The organism is Paenibacillus sp. FSL P2-0322, from assembly GCF_037975315.1.
Taxonomy (GTDB): domain Bacteria; phylum Bacillota; class Bacilli; order Paenibacillales; family Paenibacillaceae; genus Paenibacillus; species Paenibacillus polymyxa_B.
In genome coordinates this window covers 2,857,687-2,878,801 of the sequence record NZ_CP150243.1, presented here as the reverse complement: position 1 = coordinate 2,878,801, position 21,115 = coordinate 2,857,687, and the positions used below count along the sequence as shown (strand labels likewise).

Annotated in this window: 1 protein-coding gene; it reads right to left on the bottom strand. The window is 47.7% G+C overall.

The genetic code is table 11. The annotated features are described in order from the left end of the window. Positions 1-103: 103 nt before the first annotated feature. Positions 104-21,109 (bottom strand): non-ribosomal peptide synthase/polyketide synthase, encoded by a 21,006-nt coding sequence (locus tag MKY24_RS12555; protein ID WP_339202153.1) that lies wholly within the window; start codon positions 21,107-21,109, stop codon positions 104-106. Positions 21,110-21,115 lie beyond the last annotated feature (6 nt).

Genomic DNA, 21,115 nt, shown 5'->3' with positions numbered 1-21,115 from the left:
GCTTTTGTGGTTTGTTTAGATTGCCCCAAAGCCATTTGAAAGCTTTGGGGCCCAGTTTCCCTATTTTGAACTCGGAGCTTGTTTTTAATGCCTTGAGTGAAAATTAGGTGGACATTATTCCATTTTCGTCTGTTACTAGTAAATTCGCTAGCTCTGTTTCCAACAACGCTTTAACGGTTTCTGGATTTTCTTCAAAAGGAAGTTCCAGTGAGATTTGCAATACATTTTCCACATGCTGAACAGTAAAGAAAATGATTGGATCCCGATAGATGTCCCTCTCTTCTGGCTCGATATTTTTAAACAGCTGATATTTATCTGACGCTTCGCCAAGGTAATTGAAGACAATAGGTAGCTTATTCAGGCTATGCTTCAGATACCTGTTAGACTGCGGATACAACGAAGCCATTTCATCATTGTATATGAGATTTAGAAAATTCAGGTTACGCGATACGGCCAACTGCATACTGTTTCTGATCTCATGCCCATGTTCATCCGCATCTGTAAGCAGTACAGGGATTTGGTCTATAAATTCACCTATAATATCAAAATACTGCTTGTCCTCGTATGCCCGTCCATAATTGGTGAGAAGAATAGGAATCTCGTCCACTTGCAAATATCTGCGGAAAAAGCGGTTAGCTAGGCGTATAGCCAAGTCCCACATGTGTCCGATTGCGTCAGAATCATTCCAATCTGCAAGTTCTACTGTCACATCTGTGCCCGTTGTATGGTTGCGCTCATCAATTGCGAGGACTACAGCATCCGAAGCAGCAGCAAATGCGGACAAGTGAAATTTGTCAACAATCTCTTGATCGCCCATGCCCTGAGGTCCTTTCCGGACCTGACTCACATAATCACGGTAGCTTCCTGCTAGTTGCCCTTTTACATTGCTCATATCTTCATATGCACGGTACAACTCACTCTTAACGACCTCTCCGCTCATGCCATCATAGATGAGATGTGAACAAGGGAGCAGCAGCAAATGATCCCTTAAATTGAGGCGGACAAGCGCAATGCGATATAATAAGTTTCCGGTTGTTTCATAAGGGTTCATAAAGAATGCAGGCAATATATGTGAGAGTATACGATTTTGCATCTCTGCACCGTAGTTCGATAAATCTATCATTGGAATGTCCATGCGCTCCTTCATGGACAACATTTCCCATTCCCATCCGACATCCGTTTGGACCAACACACTTCTAAAGAGTTCATGGCGCTCTATCAGGCGTTGCATGATTGCAGATAACCGTTCTACATCCAGCAGGTAACTATCAAAAGGAATGACACCTCCTGAGGATTGCGGATGCTCCAAATGATAATGTTGAGCGGGAGCAAGCGCATAGCGTTGTAAAGGCTCTCCTGCCAGCATCGTGCTATTCCATTGGTCATTCATCCGCAGCAGATGTTCCAGCCATTCCTCAGCATGCCGCTTCACAGCTTCATCGTCTACCATCGTATCTGTGTACAGCTTTTCACAGTCAGGTACTTGAGCAGCTGCTTCAAAAGGAAGCAAATGATGTGGATGAAGGTCAGGATGAAGGCGTGACAAAATGACTTTCTTTAGGGCCTCTGCTTGTATAGAATCAAAAGGATCTATGTGCAAAGTTAATTGATCTCGCCCTTCAACAGTTGTTGATTGGAAATGAGCATATACGTCATAAGCCTTTTCGATGATGTCGATTGCCTCGGCAATATCACGTGTTAACATATCCGGCATCGAAGTGTCTGCTCGCATATACTCTGACATTTGGCGAATAGTCTGATATTGAAACACCTGATTAATCCCTATTTCAATGCCAACAGCCTGAGCCTGTGAAACCAATTGAATGGCTTTTAGGGAGTGTCCGCCTAAATCAAAATAGTTATCATCAATGCCAACAATACTGACACCCAGATTCTGTTTCCAAATATCTACCATTTGCCGTTCCATGTCGTTTCGCGGTGCTGCATATTCAACACCTGTTTGAATGTCTCCGTCCGGCACAGGAAGCAATTTACGATCAATTTTTCCGTTAGTGGTCAACGGCATTTTCTCCAATTGAACAAAATAGCTTGGCAGCATGTACATCGGAAGATTGGGAACCAACGCTGCTTTAAGTTCCTGAATGGTCAGATCCCTATCAGCCACAAAATAAGCACATAAATCTTTTTGTCCTGATTCATTCTCACGAGCAATAACCACCGCTTTACGGATCGCAGGCAGGTTCATTATTTGCGCTTCCACTTCTCCAAGTTCAATTCGGTAACCCCGAATTTTCACCTGATGATCCATCCTGCCTAAATATTCAATATTTCCATCTGCCATCCATCGCGCCAAATCTCCTGTGCGGTACATACGTTTTCCTGGTTTGAAGGGGTCTGCTATAAATTTCTCATCTGTCAGCTCACGATTTCCCATATAACCTCGCCCTACTCCATCACCACCGATGTAGATTTCACCTGCAATTCCTATGGGAACCAACTTCCGATTCATATCCATAATATATACGTGCTGGTTAGCCATTGGCTTGCCAATCGGCACCGTATGTGTCCAAGCTGTCATCGTTTCCCCGTCAATGTCGTACGCAGTTGTGTCTACGCAGCACTCGGTAGGACCATAAACATTAGTTATTTGCGGACGATATCCGGGCCGGGTGCTCAAAAATGTTTTAACGAGATGACCGGGCAGCGCCTCTGCTCCAAAAATAAAATGCTGTACATTCAGATCTGCAACGGAGTCTTGCATTTCCGTCAGCATATGCATGTGTGCCGGTGTACCATCAGTAAAATCAATCCGTTGGGATCTGAAATAATCAGCCAAACGATGACCATTGGTGCTAATCTCTCTCGGCACCACGTGAAGCGCATGCCCAAGAAGCAGACATGGGAAAATTTGTTTCACTGATGCATCAAATACATACGGCGATAGCCATGCCATCCGCATTGGCGATTTGTATTTCTTATATACTTGTTGTCTAAATGCGGTTGTCATATTAACGACATTAGAGTGTTGAATCATCACTCCTTTGGGTTTGCCCGTTGTACCTGAGGTATACATCACATAAGCCAAATGGCCAGGGTCACATACTTCAGCCAAGTTGGAACAGTCTTCTGCGGATAGCCTGTGACTATCAGGTGAAATGACCAGCACATCCGACGGTACCTTCGCGGCCATTTCTGGCTTGGCAACCATAAGCCTAATATGGCTGTCTTGTAACATATAGAGCATACGTTCCTCCGGAAACTCAGGGTCGATAGGTACATATCCCCCACCAGCTTTTAAAATACCAAAAATCCCCACAATCATTTCGATAGAGCGCTCCATAATCATTCCGACCAATTGATCCGCCTGGACTCCTTCTGCTCTTAGCACGCGAGCCAGTTGGTTTGCACGCACATTTAATTCGTTATATGTGATCTGGCTATCTCCAAAAACTACAGCTACTTGATCTGGAGTCTTCTCTACCTGTTCTTCGAATAATTGATGAATGGTTTTTTCACATGGGTATTTCACCGCGGTATTTCCCCAGACATCCAATATCATTTCGATTTCCTGCGGCGTAATGATCTCAATTTCAGAAAGCTTTGTCTGTGGTTCATCTACAACAGCTTTAATCAACTGGATGAAGTGATCGGCCATTCGTTTAATCGTGCTTCTCTTGTACAGGCTATCGGCATATGTGAAGCTGAAAACCAAACCTTCAGAGCTTTCCATGGCCGTAAGTGTCAAATCGAATTTTGCCATATTCTGTTCGCCTGGGCACAGAGTAACCTGTAAGTCTTGGAATTCCGTCGTACCAGAGTCCATGTTATCTAGCTCAAAAAGAGTATCGAACAGCGGATTTCGGCTCAGGTCCCTCTGTACATTCAGTTTCTCCACCAGCAATTCAAACGGATAATCCTGATGCTCAAAGACATCAAGCACCTGGTCCTTTACTTCCTGAACGTATTCGTAAAAAGACTTATCCCCTTCAGGAAAGCTCCGCAATGCAAGCGTGTTGACAAACATGCCGACGACAGGCTGCAAATCGTGATGCTGTCTACCTGCAATAGGCGTTCCAACAACGATATCCTCCTGACCGCTGTACTTAAACAATAGGGTCTTGTAGGCTGCCAGTAATACCATAAATAAAGTAGCTCCCGCCTGCAAACTGATTTCTTTCAAACGGTCCACGTCCTGAGGTGAAATGGCAAAGGAAACAGTGCTGCCCGAAGTGCTACGTGTTGCAGGTCTTTCAAAGTCGACTGGGATACCCAAAATTGGAATATCGCCGCTCATTTGCTTGAGCCAGTATTCTTCTTGTTTTTCCATCCATGAGCTACCAATATCTCCTTGCTGCCATACCGCATAATCCTTGTATTGAATTCGCAAGGCGGGCAACGTTTTTTCTTCATACAGTGCGGGCAGCTCGTTCAGCAATATACTCATGGATACACCATCTGAAATCACATGATGCATGTCAAACATAAACCAATGACGCTGTGGAGATTCTTGCAACAGAGCAGCTCGAAGTAACGGTGCCTTCCCAAGATCAAAAGGTCTGATAAATTGTCTCATCATTGCTCTTGCTTCGTTCTCGCCGTGCCCCTGCATAACCTCCAAAGTGAAATCGACATGGTCGTGAATCCGTTGTACCAGTTTATCATCTACGAATTCAAAAGAGGTTCGCAATGTATCATGACGCTGAACTAATTGCTTAAGCGCTCTTTCTAATCTTAAAAAATTCAGTTCCCCTTCCATCAAAAGCATGGCAGACATATTGTAGTTATTCATGCTGCTCAAAACGTATAGTCTATTTTGAGTTATAGATGCTGGATAACTGTCTCTCAATTCGGCAACAGGAATCGCTGCAAATGGATTTGGAGACAATTCATAAACAGCCTGCGCCATTTGCTCAATTGTTGGAAAGTCAAATACATAACGCAACGGTAACTCGATATTCAGTTCTTTGTGAATTTTTGCGGCCAACGCTGTCGCACGAAGTGAATGTCCGCCAATGGCAAAGAAATTATGATGAATTCCGACGGACGGAATGTCGAGTACCTCTCTCCAAATTTGTGCTAACTTCACTTCCATGGCAGTGCGCGGCGCTGCATATTCTGCAGTCAAATCAGCATGTTCCTCGAATGCCGGCAGTGCCTTGCGATCAATTTTCCCGTTCGGTGTCAGCGGCATGTTCTGCAGTTGTATAAAATACGACGGTACCATATAGTTCGGCAATTTTTCATTCAGCAAATTCAACATCATACTGCCGCTGATTTCTTTTTCAGCTACGTAGTAAGCAGCCAAATGATAGTCTCCCTGCTGATCTGCACGAGCCATGACAATAGATTCTTTAACACCGTCCACCTTAATAATTTGCGCTTCAATCTCACCGAGCTCAATCCGATACCCGCGGATTTTGACCTGATGGTCAATCCTACCCAAATATTCAATGTTTCCATCTGGCAACCATCGTGCCAAGTCACCTGTACGGTACATTCGCTCATAGCCAACTTCCTCTGCTGCAAACAGATTGGCTACGAATTTTTCTTTTGTCAGCTCTGGACGGTGTAGATAGCCGCGTGCCAGCCCCGGACCGGATACACACAGCTCACCAGGGACTCCTGCAGGTGAAAGATTTCCGTGTATATCCACCATATACACGCGGTGATTAGATACAGGCCGCCCGATGGATATGATTCCACCTAACTTAGAATTTTCTTCCGATACCGGCCAAAGAGACGTTGCAACGGAATTTTCGGTAGGACCATACGCATTGTAATAAGCCACCCGGTCCTTCCATTTGGACACCAGTTCTGCGGTAGAGGCCGATCCTGCTGTAAGCAGAACACGCAAATCAGGCATGCGATCCGGGTTCAGGTATACAGCATAGTTTGGCGGCAGCGTTGCAATTGTAATTTTGCAGGCAGCCATGTACTGCTCGAAACGTTCATAATTCAAAATAGTCTCGGAGGAAGGTATATACAATGTCGCTCCGCATAGTAAAGACTGGATTATTTCCGAGCATGACGTATCAAACGAATAACTGGCAAACATGACAACCCGATCGGACAAGCCAATACTCAACTTTTGCTCGAAGTAGGTTTTAAGATTACTAAGACCGTGATGCTCAAGCATGACTCCCTTAGGTTGACCCGTCGTCCCGGACGTATAGATGACATATGCTAGATCGTTTGGACCCGATACAGCCTCCAGATTCAAACCGTTTTGATGATATACGGACTGCATTTCCCCGCGTACATCCGCTTTTCTTGTATCTGAAGCGACTCCGTCCTGTTCACCGTCAAGCACCAACACCTTGCCTCCAAACAGCACCTTTTCCATCAGGTGCTGTTGCGTTAACAACAGTTCGGTACCTGAGTCGTCTAACATGTAGCGGATGCGTTCCTCCGGATAGGTTGGGTCTATCGGGATATATGCTCCCCCCGCCTTCAAAATTGCCAATATGCCCACAATCATATCTACGGAACGCTCTGTCATCAGACTAACCAGACTATCGGCTTTCACGCCATAGCTGCGTAAAGTACGGGCCAACATGTTAGCGCGCTCGTTCAATTCATGGTAAGTCAATTGTTGACCTTCAAAATATACCGCTGTCTGATCCGAAGTCTGCAAAACCTGTTCCTCGAACAGTCCGTGAATTGTTTGTTCACGCGGATACTCTGCCGTGGTATTTCCCCACACCTGGATGATGTGCTCCCGCTCCTGCATAGTCAACAGATCCATTTCCTCAATTAAACTATCCGGGTTCGCTATAATTTGATCCAGCAACTGCAGTAGATGTCCTTGAATCTGCGACACACTCTGATGATCATATACCTGGGCATTATAGGTAAAATCAATCTGTAGCGTATCTCCCTGAAATACTATGATGCTTAAATCATAGCTTTCTTGCTCAGTATTGGCCCCTTCCAAAGTAGTCTCAAACACCATTCTATGGCCAAAGAGTGCCAGTTGTTGCACTTTCGTTGTAACCATTTCAGACATTGGAAAATGTTCATATACCGCAGATTCATCGGTTTGCTGCTGCACTTTTCTCATCAACCCGATAAAGTTGGCTCCTGCTTGGGTTCGAATGCGAACTGGTAAGGTGTGGTTGCCCAGTCCAATTGAATTCCTCAATTCCAATATATCTGTCAAAGGACTTGATATGGAGCAAGCGAACACCACATCATCTGTACCGTTATACTTTTGCAATAAAATTCCCCAGGCTGTCTGCAGCAGCGTATTTATCGTCACCCGCTCATTCAGTGCAATTCGCTGCAGTGCCACCGTTCGTTCAACATCCAAATTAATCTCCAGATGCTCTGTCTGATATGGACTGCGCCCCATCAGATTGGCATATGGCAATTGAGGTGCTTCTTCATAGCCTTCGAGCAGGGTACTCCAGTAGCGGGAAGTCTTTAGGGTGTCCCTATGTTTTTTTAGAATCCCTTTGTCTTCTTCCGAAATCAGTGTCATTTCGCCCAGTTTTGTATTCGGATCGGCTACAACGGTTTTGACCAACTGTACAAAATGCCTTGCCATGCTTTCTATCGTTTCCCGTTTAAACAAAGATGTAGCGTACAGAAATTGGAGCTGGATAGATGCTTCCTCCTCACTGACTTCAAGCGTCAGGTCGAATTTCGCAGAAACCTGCTCTATGCCAAAAGAGCGGAAGAACAACTTGTCCAACTTCACTTCTTTTTTCTCCACATTCTGCAATACAAACATCGTGTCGAACAACGGATTACGGCTCATATCTCGTTTCAGGTCGAGCTTTTCCACCAGCTCCTCAAACGGGTAATCCTGATGTGCATATGCTTGTAGTGCACACGTCTTGGCGTCCTCAATGCAGTTATAAAACGTCTGTTCAGCGTGAGGATGATTACGTAATGCGAGCGTGCCGACAAACATACCGAGCATAGGCTCCAGGTCAGCATGCGGTCTACCTGCAATCGGAGTACCGACAATGATGTCTTCCTGCCCTGTGTAATAATGCAGCAATGCTGTGTATGCAGCCATAAGTACCATGTACAGCGTAGAATCCGTAAGCACCGCCAGTTCTTTTAAACACTGAGTCAATTCCTGTCCCATTTCAAATTCAACAGCGTCACCTTTCGTACATCGTGTTGCCGGACGCTCAAAATCAGTTGGCAAATCCAGTTGAGGCAAATCACCACTAAATCTATTCAGCCAGTACTCTCCCTCACTCTTTATTCGCTCCTGCTGAGTTTTGCTATGCTGCCACACAGCATAGTCCGTATATTGAATACGCAGCGGAGATAATACTTCACCGCTATATAAGCGGGCAAAATCACCAGCTAATATTTCAATAGATACCCCGTCTGAAACGATGTGGTGCATATCAAGCAGCAATAAGTGCTGCGGCTCCTGTCCTTCTTCGTCCAATCCCCATTTGACCAGCTTTACACGTAGCAACGGAGCGATCCTCAAGTCAAATGGGCGCACAAAGGAACGGGTATGTTCTTTTGCTAAATTCTCAAGCATAAGTTCATTGGATTCTGTCCGCAGTTCTGATATTGTGGCATATTCCAACTCAAAGTGAATCGTATCGTGCACCCGCTGCATCGGCACACCATTCACCAGTTCAAAGCTTGTCCGTAGGGCCGCATGACGTGAAATTAATTGATGGAATACCTCTTCCACCTGTTTCATATCTATCGGACCGATTACTCTCAGTGCTGATGTGGTGTTATAGCTTATTCCATCCGGATCCAGCTGGTGAAGCACATACATCCGTGTCTGTGCGAAAGAAAGCGGGTAAGTGTCGCGTTTTTCAGCCACCGGAATGGATGCATATGTGATTTGATCCTGTTCTTCAAGCAAGGCCGCCAATTGCTCGATCGTCGGTGCCTCAAATATGTTTTGCAATTCCATCGGTTTATTTAAATCTTTGCGAACTCTAGAAGTCAGTGTCGTCGCCCGTAGCGAATGACCACCAATTTCAAAGAAATTTTCGTTGATGCCTACTTGCGGTAGACCCAGTACATCCTGCCAGATGTCTACCAATTTTATTTCCATCCACGTTCGGGGTGCAACATGGTCGGCCAAACGATCTTCTGGTATCGGCAGTGCCTTTCGATCAATTTTACCGTTTGGCGTAAGAGGTACGTTCTGCAATTGAATGAAGTGTGAAGGGACCATATAATTCGGGAGTTCTTCATTTAGCATCTTGCGAAGCTCGCTCCCCGTCACTTCCCGTTCCGCCACGTAGTAGGCAACCAGTTCGTGTTGGTTTTGGCTGTTTGCATGTGCCAGTACGATGACCTCTTGCATGCGATCTGCCTTCAGCATAGCCGCCTCAACTTCACCCAGTTCAATCCGGTAACCGCGAATTTTGACCTGATGGTCAATCCGGCCCAGGTACTCAATGTTGCCGTCAGGCAACCATCTTGCCAGGTCGCCTGTCCGATACATGCGTTCATAGCCCGCTTCCCCGCCAGCAAACGGATTGGTCACAAATTGTTCAGCCGTTAATTCCGGACGGTGCAGGTAACCGCGTGCCAGTCCTGGGCCGGATACGCACAGTTCACCGGGAATTCCGGATGGTGCAAGCTGTCCATGTGCATCGACCATGTACACGCGGTGATTCAGTACAGGGCGTCCGATTGATATAGCCCCCCCTGCTTCGGGACCTCTCGGTACAGGCCAGACAGACGTTGCTATGGAATTTTCCGTTGGACCGTAGGCGTTAACATAGGTCACACCGTCTCTCCATTTAGTAACCAGCTCAGTGCTGGTCGCCGATCCGGCCGTGAACAGGATGCGTAGTTCCGGCATTCGTTCTGGGCTCAAATATATGGCATAGGTTGGGGGCAGCGTTGCAATTGTAATGTGATGATCCGCCATATACTGCTCAAACTTGTCATAGCTGAGAATGGTCTCTGATGTCGGGATACATAAAGTGGCCCCGTTGAAGAGCGCCTGAAGCATTTCCCAGCATGCCGCATCAAAGGAAAAGCTGGCGAACGATACAACACGGTCGGAACTGCTGATTCGCAATGTCTCCCTGAAATACGTATGCAGATTACAGAGTCCACGATGCTCGAGCATGACTCCCTTAGGCTGGCCTGTCGTTCCAGACGTATAGATTACATACGCTAGGTTATGAGGACCGGATGTGGCTTCCAAATTCGAACCATCCCTGTGATATGCGGATATAGCTTTTCCTTTTGCCTCAGCCGTACTTGCATCCGCACTGCCTTCGCCCATTTCTGCATCCAACAGCAGTACCTTGTCCCTAAATTCTACTTTTTCAACCAAATGCTGCTGCGTTAACAGCAGTTCCGTACCTGAATCGTCCAGCATATAACGGATGCGGTTCTCCGGATAAGTCGGATCGATCGGAATGTAGGCGCCCCCTGCTTTCAAAATACCCAAGATGCCGACAATCATGTCAATCGATCGCTCTGTCATCAGGCCGACTAGGCCGTCTGCCATCACACCGTTACTGCGTAAAGTACGCGCCAGACGGTTCGCTCGCTCATTTAATTCACGGTAGGTCACTTGCGCTCCTTCAAAATATACAGCTACCTGCTCCGGTGTTCGCAAGACCTGCTCCTCAAACAACCCGTGAATCGTCTGCTCACGTGGATATGCTGCTGTCGTGTCACACCAAGCATCCAGCATTTGCTCGCGTTCCTGCGCGGTTAATATATCCAGCTCGCAAATCCGGCCAGCTGGATTGATCTTGATTTGCTCCAGCAGTTGCAGCAAATGCCCCTGGATCTGCTCTACCCTTTCATAATCATATACCTGGGCATTGTAACCAAAATGAACTCGTAGCGTCTCTCCCGGTAACAACACGATGTTAAAATCATAATTCGTCTGCTCAACCGCTCCTGCTCCGGTTATTTTAAAATCAGCTTCCTCCCTTTCACCTAATTGCTCAATTTGTTCATCCACCGGATAGTTCTCAAATACCATAATATGATTAATCAGTTCCACTTTTTGCTCTGCCTGTGCCTGAATCTCATAGAGTGGGAACGTTTCGTATGATCCCGAAGCAAGCGCCTGTCGCTGAGTTTGCTTCATCAGCTCTGTAAATGCAGTTGCTTGCCCGCCTTGAATACGGACGGGGACCGTGTTAATGAATAGTCCAATCATCTGCTCTACTCCGGCAATGTCCGCTGGACGTCCAGATACCACGCTCCCGAAAACGACATCCTCTGTGCGATTATACTTTTGCAACAAAACACCCCAGGCCGTTTGCATCAGCGTATTTATCGTTACCTGTTCTTGCTTTGCCAATTGCAGTAGGGCCGCTGTCAGGTCTATACCCAAATCAAATTCCAGATATTCGGCCTCATATCCCTGGGTCTTCCCTGTTTTGGCCTGCGGCAAAACCGCCGTCTCCTCATAGCCTCGCAGGTAACCGCTCCAATACTCCGCTGCTTCCTGACGGTTCTGTCCCTCCAGCCATTCGATGTATCGGCTGTAGGGTGTTACCACAGGCAATTGCGGTTGCTTCCCTTCTGCTAGGGCGGTATATCCTCCAAAGACTTCGTTGGTAACCAGCGACAAACACCAGCCATCCATTATGATGTGGTGGAAGCTCCATACAAAATGGTATGAATCATCTGATGTACGCAAGATAGATACACGCATCAGTGCATCCTTTGCCAGATCAAAGCCCCTCTGCTGATCTCGACGCGTGAACTCCTCGATATACTGCTCTTGCGCCGACTTCTCCTTCTCACGTATATCCTCTACGTACAGTTTTCCGCGTTTATTCCGGTACACCACTTGCAGCGGCTGGTCCTGCAAATCGCTCCGGAAGTTGGTCCGCAGAGCTGAATGACGCTGTACCAACAAGTCCAGACTGGCGGCGAATGCAGCGAGATCCAGCGCTCCCTTCAATTCAAAGGTGGACTGCTCCACATAGGCGATCGACTGGGAATCCAGCATGTTGTGAAACAGCATGCCTTTTTGCATCGGCGTCATGGGGTACATATTCTCAAGCTCTCCGTCAGGCTGAATCTGCTCCACCATCTGGTCCAGTTCTTCAAGGCTTAAGTCCGAAAGCAGCACATCACTTGGTGTCAATTCGGAGTGCTCCCGAGATGCACAATGCTGAACCACTTCCAGCACGTTCTGCTTGAATTGCTCTGCTAGTTGCTCAGCAGCATTTTGTTGGAGTGCCTTAATGTTGTATTGAATACTTAGTTCCAGCATGCCATCTGTAACGAGTCCTCCCACGTCCATAACACAGGACATTTGGGTCAATTCATGAGTATTAGCTCCGCTGGAATATGGAGAAAAATGCATGCCGCTATGCTGCAGTGTCTGATCAAATTCGCCCAAATAATTAAAGCTGATCTGTGGCTCGGCGTATGTTGCCCCGGACGGTCCATTCTGGCTGAGATATCTCCAGATGCCATACCCAATTCCTTTATGTGGAATGCTGCGCAGCATCTCCTTCATCCGTTTGATGTGCCCGGAGATATCATCTTCCCGGTTAATCCGCAGCAGTACCGGGTATTGACTCGTAAACCAGCCAATCGTCCGTGATATATCCGTATCCTTTATGATTTCTTCCCGGCCATGGCCTTCGAGAAGAATCGCAACCTTTTCACTGCCAGTCCAAGCGCTTAACGTCTTGCCGAGTGCCGTCAACAACAGATCATTCACTTCTGTGTTGTACGCGCGGTGGGCTTGCTTCAGTAGTTGATCAGTCTCTTCCTTCGTAAGCCTCACATTTACGATACCCATGTCTTGCTGCATAAACTTATCGCTATGCTCTTGGGACACTGGAAGTTGGGGCGACTCGGATGCCGCCAGTTCATTCAATTGCTCCCAGTATACGTGCTCACTTTCCATCTCAAGGCTGTCGGCATAGGCTGACAACCGCTCCGACCAGACCCGGAAGGAGTCTGTTTTCGTCGGGAGCTGTATGGTTTCTCCACGTACAGCCTGCTCATAGGCATTCGACAAATCCTCCAACAGTATCCGCCACGATACGCCGTCTACCACCATATGATGAATAGCCAGTAGCAGATGGTCCCCATCAGCGCAGTGGAACAGGCCCACTTTCAACAGAGGTCCTTCATCCAGTCGGATGTTACTCTGAATAGTGCTGGCCCAGGATTCTATAGCTTGACCCAATGTGGGACCGATCGGCACGTCTTTGAAATCGGCCACTTCCAGATCATACAGCTTTCCTTCCTTCACTCCGCGGTTCCACGCTTCCCAGCCTTGCTCTGCCTTGCGGAACACCATCCGCAACGCATCATGGTGCACCGCCAACTGCGTCAGTGCCTGGCGTAGCGGCTCTTCCTCGAATCCCTGCTCCCGGTGAAGCATAACCGCCTGATTAAAGTGGTCCGGCACAGGCTGCTCTTGTTCCACAAACCACTGCTGAATCGGTGTCAGCAGCACAGCTCCGCTGACCTCTTCCTGATCAGCTAATTGGGTATCCGACACACGCAGGTGCGTAGCTAGCTCAGCAACCTCAGGGTACTTAAACAAGTCTTTGATATCCAGCTTGTATCCTGCCTGCAGTAGGCGTGAGGATACCTGAATCGCCTTGATCGAGTCCCCGCCCCGATCAAAAAATTGATCCGTCAATCCGACCGGACCGCCGCCCAGTACAGCCTCCCACACATGAGCCAGAGCCTGCTCCTCTGCTGTCCGCGGAGCCCTATATTCCTGCGTGGAACGGGAAATCTGTTCCGGTGCCGGCAATGCCTTGCGGTCGATTTTGCCGTTGGGTGTGAGCGGCATTTGCTCCATCTGAACAAAGTGCGAGGGAACCATATAATTCGGGAGTTCTTCACTCAGCTGCTTGCGAAGCTCACTCCCCGTCACTTCGCGTTCCGCCACGTAGTAGGCAACCAGTTCGTGTTGGTTTTGGCTTGTCGCATGGGCTAGCACGCTGACCTCTTGGATACGACCTATTTTCAGCATAGCCGACTCGACCTCGCCCAGCTCAATTCGGTAGCCGCGAATTTTAACTTGTTGATCCATCCGTCCAGCGTATTCCAATGTACCATCTTCACGCCAGCGAACAAGGTCTCCCGTGCAGTATAGGCGATCTCCGTCCACCCACGGATTAGCAAGAAATCTCTCAGCCGTCAATTCAGGACGGTTCAAGTAACCGCGTGCGACTCCGTCTCCGCCAACAACCAGCTCACCCCATGCTCCAATCGGCTGCAGGTTAAACGCCGAATCGACCACATACGCCGTCGAATTGCGGATAGGACGCCCGATCGGCACAGAATCAAGCTGTTCTTCCTTAATATGATAAGCCGTCGAAAAAGTAGTATTTTCCGTTGGTCCATAGCCGTTAATGATATTCATGTCCGGATTATCCCGTAACACCCGGTTAATATGCGGCGCAGACAGCACGTCGCCTCCGACCAGCAAATACTTCACATCTCCGAACAATTTACTGTCCTGCTGCGAAAGCTGATTAAATAGCGGTGTAGTCAGCCACATCATGGTGATGCGATGATCCCGTATGGTCTCCTTGAGCTTAGCTGCGTCCAAAAGATCATCCTTATGCACGAGTACAAGCTGACCACCGTTCAGTAGCGCCCCCCAAATTTCAAACGTAGACACATCAAATACAAATGCGCAAGTCTGCAACATTCGAATTGATTCATCGAACGGCACATAATCCGTATTACGTACCAATCGCACGACACTTTGATGCTCAACAACGACGCCCTTAGGCTTGCCAGTTGATCCCGAGGTATAGATGACATAAGCAGCATGTTCGCCCGCTCCATCTATCCCCAAATTGGAAGCATCCGAACTGTAGGACGTATCATCATTCAGATTGACAATCTGTCCATCAAAATAGCAACGATCCAGTAAATCTTGTTGAGTCAGCAGCAGTTTGGCTCCCGAATCCTCCAGCATATAGCGAATACGATCTTCGGGATATTGAGGATCTATCGGCACATACGCGCCTCCAACCTTCAAAATAGCCAACGTTCCGATAATCATATCCAACGAACGCTCCGTTAGAATGCCGACAGGCTCATCGGCCTTCACTCCAGCAGTCTGTAGCGTATGCGCTAATCGGTTAGCCTTCTCATTGAGTTCCCGATAGGTCAACGATTGATGATCCAAAGTGACGGCCACGTGATCTGGCGTACGTTCAGCCTGCTCCTCAAACAGCTTTTGGATTGTCTGATTGCGCGGATATACAGAAGCCGTGTCGTTAAACTCGCCTGTAATCTGTTGTCTTTCCGTCGTTGTCACCATTTCCAGTTCTTCAACGCGAATATACGGGTTGAACGAAATTTGCTCCAGCAGACGGGCAAAATGTCCATACAGACGCTCAAGCCTGGTTTGATCAAAGCTCAATGCGTTATACATAAAACGAATCTTGATGCCTTCTCCCGGCATCACGACAACATTCAAATCGTAGTTGGTTTGTTCTGTGACCACCACGTTCGAAATCGTGAATGGTTCCTGCCCATCACTTCCCAGCTGTTCTACCTGCTGTTCCACCGGATAATTTTCGAATACCATAATGTGCTTGATTAAATCCTGCTTCTGCTCGGTCAGTGCCTGAATTTCATATAGCGGGAAAGTGTCATAGGCATTGGCAGAAAGCGCCTGCCTCTGAGTTTGCTTCATTAACTCAGCAAATGCAGTTGCCGGTCCACCTTGAATACGGACTGGTATGGTATTAATGAAAAGTCCGATCATTTGCTCTACTCCCGCAATGTCCGCTGGACGTCCCGATACCACACTACCGAAAACGACATCCTCTGTGCGGTTATATTTTTGCAGCAAAACACCCCAGGCTGTTTGCATCAGCGTATTTATCGTCACCTGTTCTTGCTTTGCCAGCTTCTGAAGTTCCGCCGTCAGGTCTATACCTAAATCAAATTCCAGATATTCAGCCTCATATCCCTTCGCCTTCCCTGTTTTGGCCTGAGGCAAGACCGTCGTCTCCTCATGGCCCTGCAGATAACTACTCCAATACTCCGCTGCTTCCTGACGGTTCTGCTCCTCCAGCCATTCGATGTATCGACTGTATGGTGTTACCACAGGGAATTGCGGTGGCTTTCCTTCTGTAAGGGTGGTATATCCTCCAAAGACCTCATTGGTGACCAGTGACAAGCACCAGCCGTCCATTATGATGTGATGGAAGCTCCATACAAAATGGTATGAATCGTCTGATGTACGGAAGATGGATACCCTCATCAGCGTATCCTTTGCCAGATCAAACCCCTTCTGCTGATCCCGACGCGCGAACTCCTCGATATACTGCTCCTGCGCCGCCTTCTCCTTCTCACGTATATCCTCCACGTACAAATCTCCGCGTTTACTCCGGTATACCACTTGCAAGGGCTCATCCTGCAAATCGCTCCGGAAGTTAGTCCGCAGTGTTGAATGACGCTGCACCAGCAAGTCCAGACTGGCAGCAAACGCTACGAGATCCAGCGTTCCCTTCAGTTCAAAGGTGGACTGCTCCACATACGCACTGGACCGGGAATCCAGCATGTTGTGGAACAGCATGCCTTTTTGCATCGGCGTCATGGGGTATATATTCTCAAGCTCTCCGTCAGGCTGAATCTGTTCCACCATCCGGTCCAATGCTTCCAGGCTTATACCCGGAAGCAGCACATCACTCGGCGTCAATTCAGAACGCTCCCGTGATACACAGTGGCGAATCACTTCCAACACGTTCTGCTTGAGCTCCCTGGCTAGTTTTACTACATTATCTTCCTGTAATACTTTTGTGTTATAACGAATATCCAGTTCAAGCATTTCATCTGTTACAATGCCCCCCACATCCAGGGAACACGGCATACGGGTCTGTTCGTTAACATCTGCTCCACTGGAGTACGGTGACATGCGCGTTTCGCCGTGCTGTAGCGTTTGATCAAATTCGCCCAAATAATTAAAGCTGATCTGTGGCTCGGCGTATATTGCCTCGGACGGTCCGTTCTGGCTGAGATATCTCCAGATGCCGTATCCAATCCCTTTATGTGGAATGCTGCGCAGCATCTCCTTCATCCGTTTGATGTGCCCGGAGATATCATCTTCCCGGTTAATCCGCAGCAGCACTGGGTATTGACTTGTAAACCAGCCGACCGTTCGTGATATATCCGTATCCTTCATGATTTCTTCCCGGCCATGGCCTTCCAGAAGAATTGCAACCTGCTCACTGCCAGACCAAGTGCTTAACGTCTTGCCGAGTGCCGTCAGCAACAGATCGTTCACTTCTGTGTTGTACGCGCGATGGGCCTGCTTTAGCAGTTGATCAGTCTCTTCTTTCGTGAATTTCAAGCTCAAAGTAGCTGTGTTATTTATGGTCAATGGTTTTTTATTATAATCCAGCAATTCTGAAAGTTTTAAAGACTCGTATGCCGTCAATTCATTCAATTGCTCCCAGTATACGTGCTCACTTTCCATCTCAGGGCTGTCGGCATAGGCTGACAACCGCTCCGACCAGACCCGGAAGGAGTCTGTTTTCGTCGGGAGCTGTATGGTTTCTCCACGTACAGCCTGCTCATAGGCATTCGACAAATCCTCCAACAGTATCCGCCACGATACGCCGTCTACCACCATATGATGAATAGCCAGTAGCAGATGGTCCCCATCAGCGCAGTGGAACAGGCCCACTTTCAACAGAGGTCCTTCATCCAGTCGGATGTTACTCTGAATAGTGCTGGCCCAGGATTCTATAGCTTGACCCAATGTGGGACCGATCGGCACGTCTTTGAAATCGGCCACTTCCAGATCATACAGCTTTCCTTCCTTCACTCCGCGGTTCCACGCTTCCCAGCCTTGCTCTGCCTTGCGGAACACCATCCGCAACGCATCATGGTGCACCGCCAACTGCGTCAGTGCCTGGCGTAGCGGCTCTTCCTCGAATCCCTGCTCCCGGTGAAGCATAACCGCCTGATTAAAGTGGTCCGGCACAGGCTGCTCTTGTTCCACAAACCACTGCTGAATCGGTGTCAGCAGCACAGCTCCGCTGACCTCTTCCTGATCAGCTAATTGGGTATCCGACACACGCAGGTGCGTAGCTAGCTCAGCAACCTCAGGGTACTTAAACAAGTCTTTGATATCCAGCTTGTATCCTGCCTGCAGTAGGCGTGAGGATACCTGAATCGCCTTGATCGAGTCCCCGCCCCGATCAAAAAATTGATCCGTCAATCCGACCGGACCGCCGCCCAGTACAGCCTCCCACACATGAGCCAGAGCCTGCTCCTCTGCTGTCCGCGGAGCCCTATATTCCTGCGTGGAACGGGAAATCTGTTCCGGTGCCGGCAATGCCTTGCGGTCGATTTTGCCGTTGGGTGTGAGCGGCATTTGCTCCATCTGAACAAAGTGCGAGGGAACCATATAATTCGGGAGTTCTTCACTTAACTGCTTGCGAAGCTCGCTCCCCGTCACTTCGCGTTCCGCCACGTAGTAGGCAACCAGTTCGTGTTGGTTTTGGCTGTTAGCATGTGCCAGTACGATGACCTCTTGCATGCGATCTGCCTTCAGCATAGCCGTCTCAACTTCGCCCAGTTCAATCCGGTAACCGCGAATTTTGACCTGATGGTCAATCCGGCCCATGTACTCAATGTTACCGTCAGGCAACCATCTTGCCAGGTCGCCTGTCCGATACATGCGTTCATAGCCCGCTTCCCCACCTGCAAACGGATTGGTCACAAATTGTTCAGCCGTTAATTCCGGACGGTGCAGGTAACCGCGTGCCAGTCCTGGGCCGGATACACACAACTCCCCTGCTATTCCAGCAGGTAAAAGATGACCAAGAGCATCGATCATGTACACCCGGTGGTTGGGTACGGGACGTCCTATGGAAATGGTCTCGATTGCTCCGGGGTGCTCCGACACCGGCCAAATGGACGTTGCTACCGAGTTTTCTGTCGGTCCGTAACCATTAAAATAGGAGACCTGATCCTTCCACTTGGTTACGAGCTCCATCGAGGAAGCGGAACCAGCGGTGAACAGAATACGCAGATCCGGCATTCGTTCTGGGTTTAGATACACGGCGTAGGTAGGAGGTAATGCTGCCACCGTAATTTTATGATCCGCCATGTACTGTTCAAACTGGTTGTAGTTCAGTATGATTTCTGAAGTAGGCACGTAAAGTGTCGCGCCACAAAATAGCGCCTGGAATATTTCCCAGCAGGCAGCATCAAATGCGTAGCTCGCAAACAGTAGGGCACGATCTGACGGACTTATCTGCAATGTTTCATCAAAATACGTTTTCAGGTTACACAATCCATGGTGCTCCAGCATTACACCTTTAGGCTGTCCTGTAGTACCTGAAGTGTATATGACATAGGCTAGATCGTTTGCTCCTGATACAGCCTCCAGATTTGACCCTTCCATGTGATATATAGTTGGATCTTCATCCAATACTAGGACTTTTCCTCCAAAAGCGGCCTCTTTGACCTTTTCCACAAGATGGCTTTGCGTCAAAAGCAGGTCTGCACCGGAATCGTCAAATATATAACGGATACGTTCCTCTGGATATGACGGATCGATGGGTACATATGCCCCTCCTGCTTTAAGAATAGCGAGGATGCCGACCACCATATCTATAGAACGATCAGTCATGAGTCCAACCAGCCGATCGGTTGTTGTGCCGTAACTACGTAGGGTACGAGCTAGTCGGTTAGCACGTTCATTCAGCTCAGCATAAGTCAGACTGGAGTTCTCACAGACAACTGCTATTGTCTTCGGTGTCTTTTCTACTTGTTTTTCAAAACAAAGATGGATGGTATCACTAGAAGGATATGAGATCTGTACTCCGCTAAATTGGGATAAAACCTGACTTTTCTCTTCCGTCGTCAGAAATTCCAAATCGGAAATCAGTAGATCCGGCTGTTGAACAATCTGTTCCAGTCCCCGTTTAAGATGAGCTGCAATTAGCCTAATCCAATTTTCATCGTAAACCAGCCGATTGTAACTAAAAGTAACTTCATACTGTGATCCAGGAACGACAATCACATTAAAATCATAGTTGGTCTGTACAATATCCTCCACGTCGGTGACCTGAAGTGTATCAGGCCCTTTTTCCGCATGAATAAGCTCCTCTGAATAAGGATAGTTCTCAAAAACAACAATATGACGGAGTAAATTTTGTTTCAAATCCGTGTGATTCTGAATATCTGCCAAGGAAGAATAAGAGTACTGAGTAGACTCGATGTTGGAGTTTTGCACAGATATAAGCAGATCCGAAAATCTCTGGTCCACATCACTGGTTATGCGTGTTGGTATTGTGTTAATGAACAATCCCACCATATTTTCAATTCCCGGAACTTCATCTGGTCTGCCGGATACTACGGACCCGAACACAACATCCCGGCTGTGGTTGTACATTTGAAGCAATAATCCCCATACCGTCTGAAATACAGTGCTGACTGTCGTGTGGTAGTGTTTAGCTATTCTCTCCATTCCTTGAGTCAGTTCTTTCCCCAGCTTGCATGTGTAACGTTCTGCTTCGAAGATTGGATTCAATGGACGGTTATAACCCGGCAAAATTGTTTCATTTTCAAGCCCATTTAAATACCCTCGCCAATAGGCTGTCGCTTCTCCCTTGTCCTGTTGTTCCAGCCACTGAATAAAACTGCTGTACGGATATACCGTATCCAATTGTGCAGGCACTCCGGACCGAAGGGAAGTATATATGGTAAAAAATTCCTGGGCTACCGTTCCCATGCACCAACCATCCATTATAATGTGATGAACACTCCAGACAAGCCTGCAAGAGTCATCATCCCATTGAAACAGGGCAAGCCGAATCGGAACATCTTTTTCCAAGTCAAAACCCGCTTGACGCTCTGTCTTTAAAAAGTCAGTAAAATGCTCTCTTTTCTCAGCTTCAGGAAAAACACTGATATTTTCGAAATGAACCGGCATCGCTTCACGTTCTTCCAGGACAATTTGAAGCGGACGTTCTGTTTCTTTATACATAAAAATGGTACGGAATATATCATATCGATTCATGAGCTGCTGCAAGCTTTGCTGAACCAAATGAACATCTAGCACTTCATTAAAGGTAATAACGGTCTGCTCAAAGTAAGCTTCTGATTTTGCGTCGAGGATGGAATGAAACAACATTCCCTCCTGCATCGGGGATAGCGGATAGATATCTTTAATATTTACCTGTGCCAAATCGTTCACCTTTCCTTTATCCATGCAGAA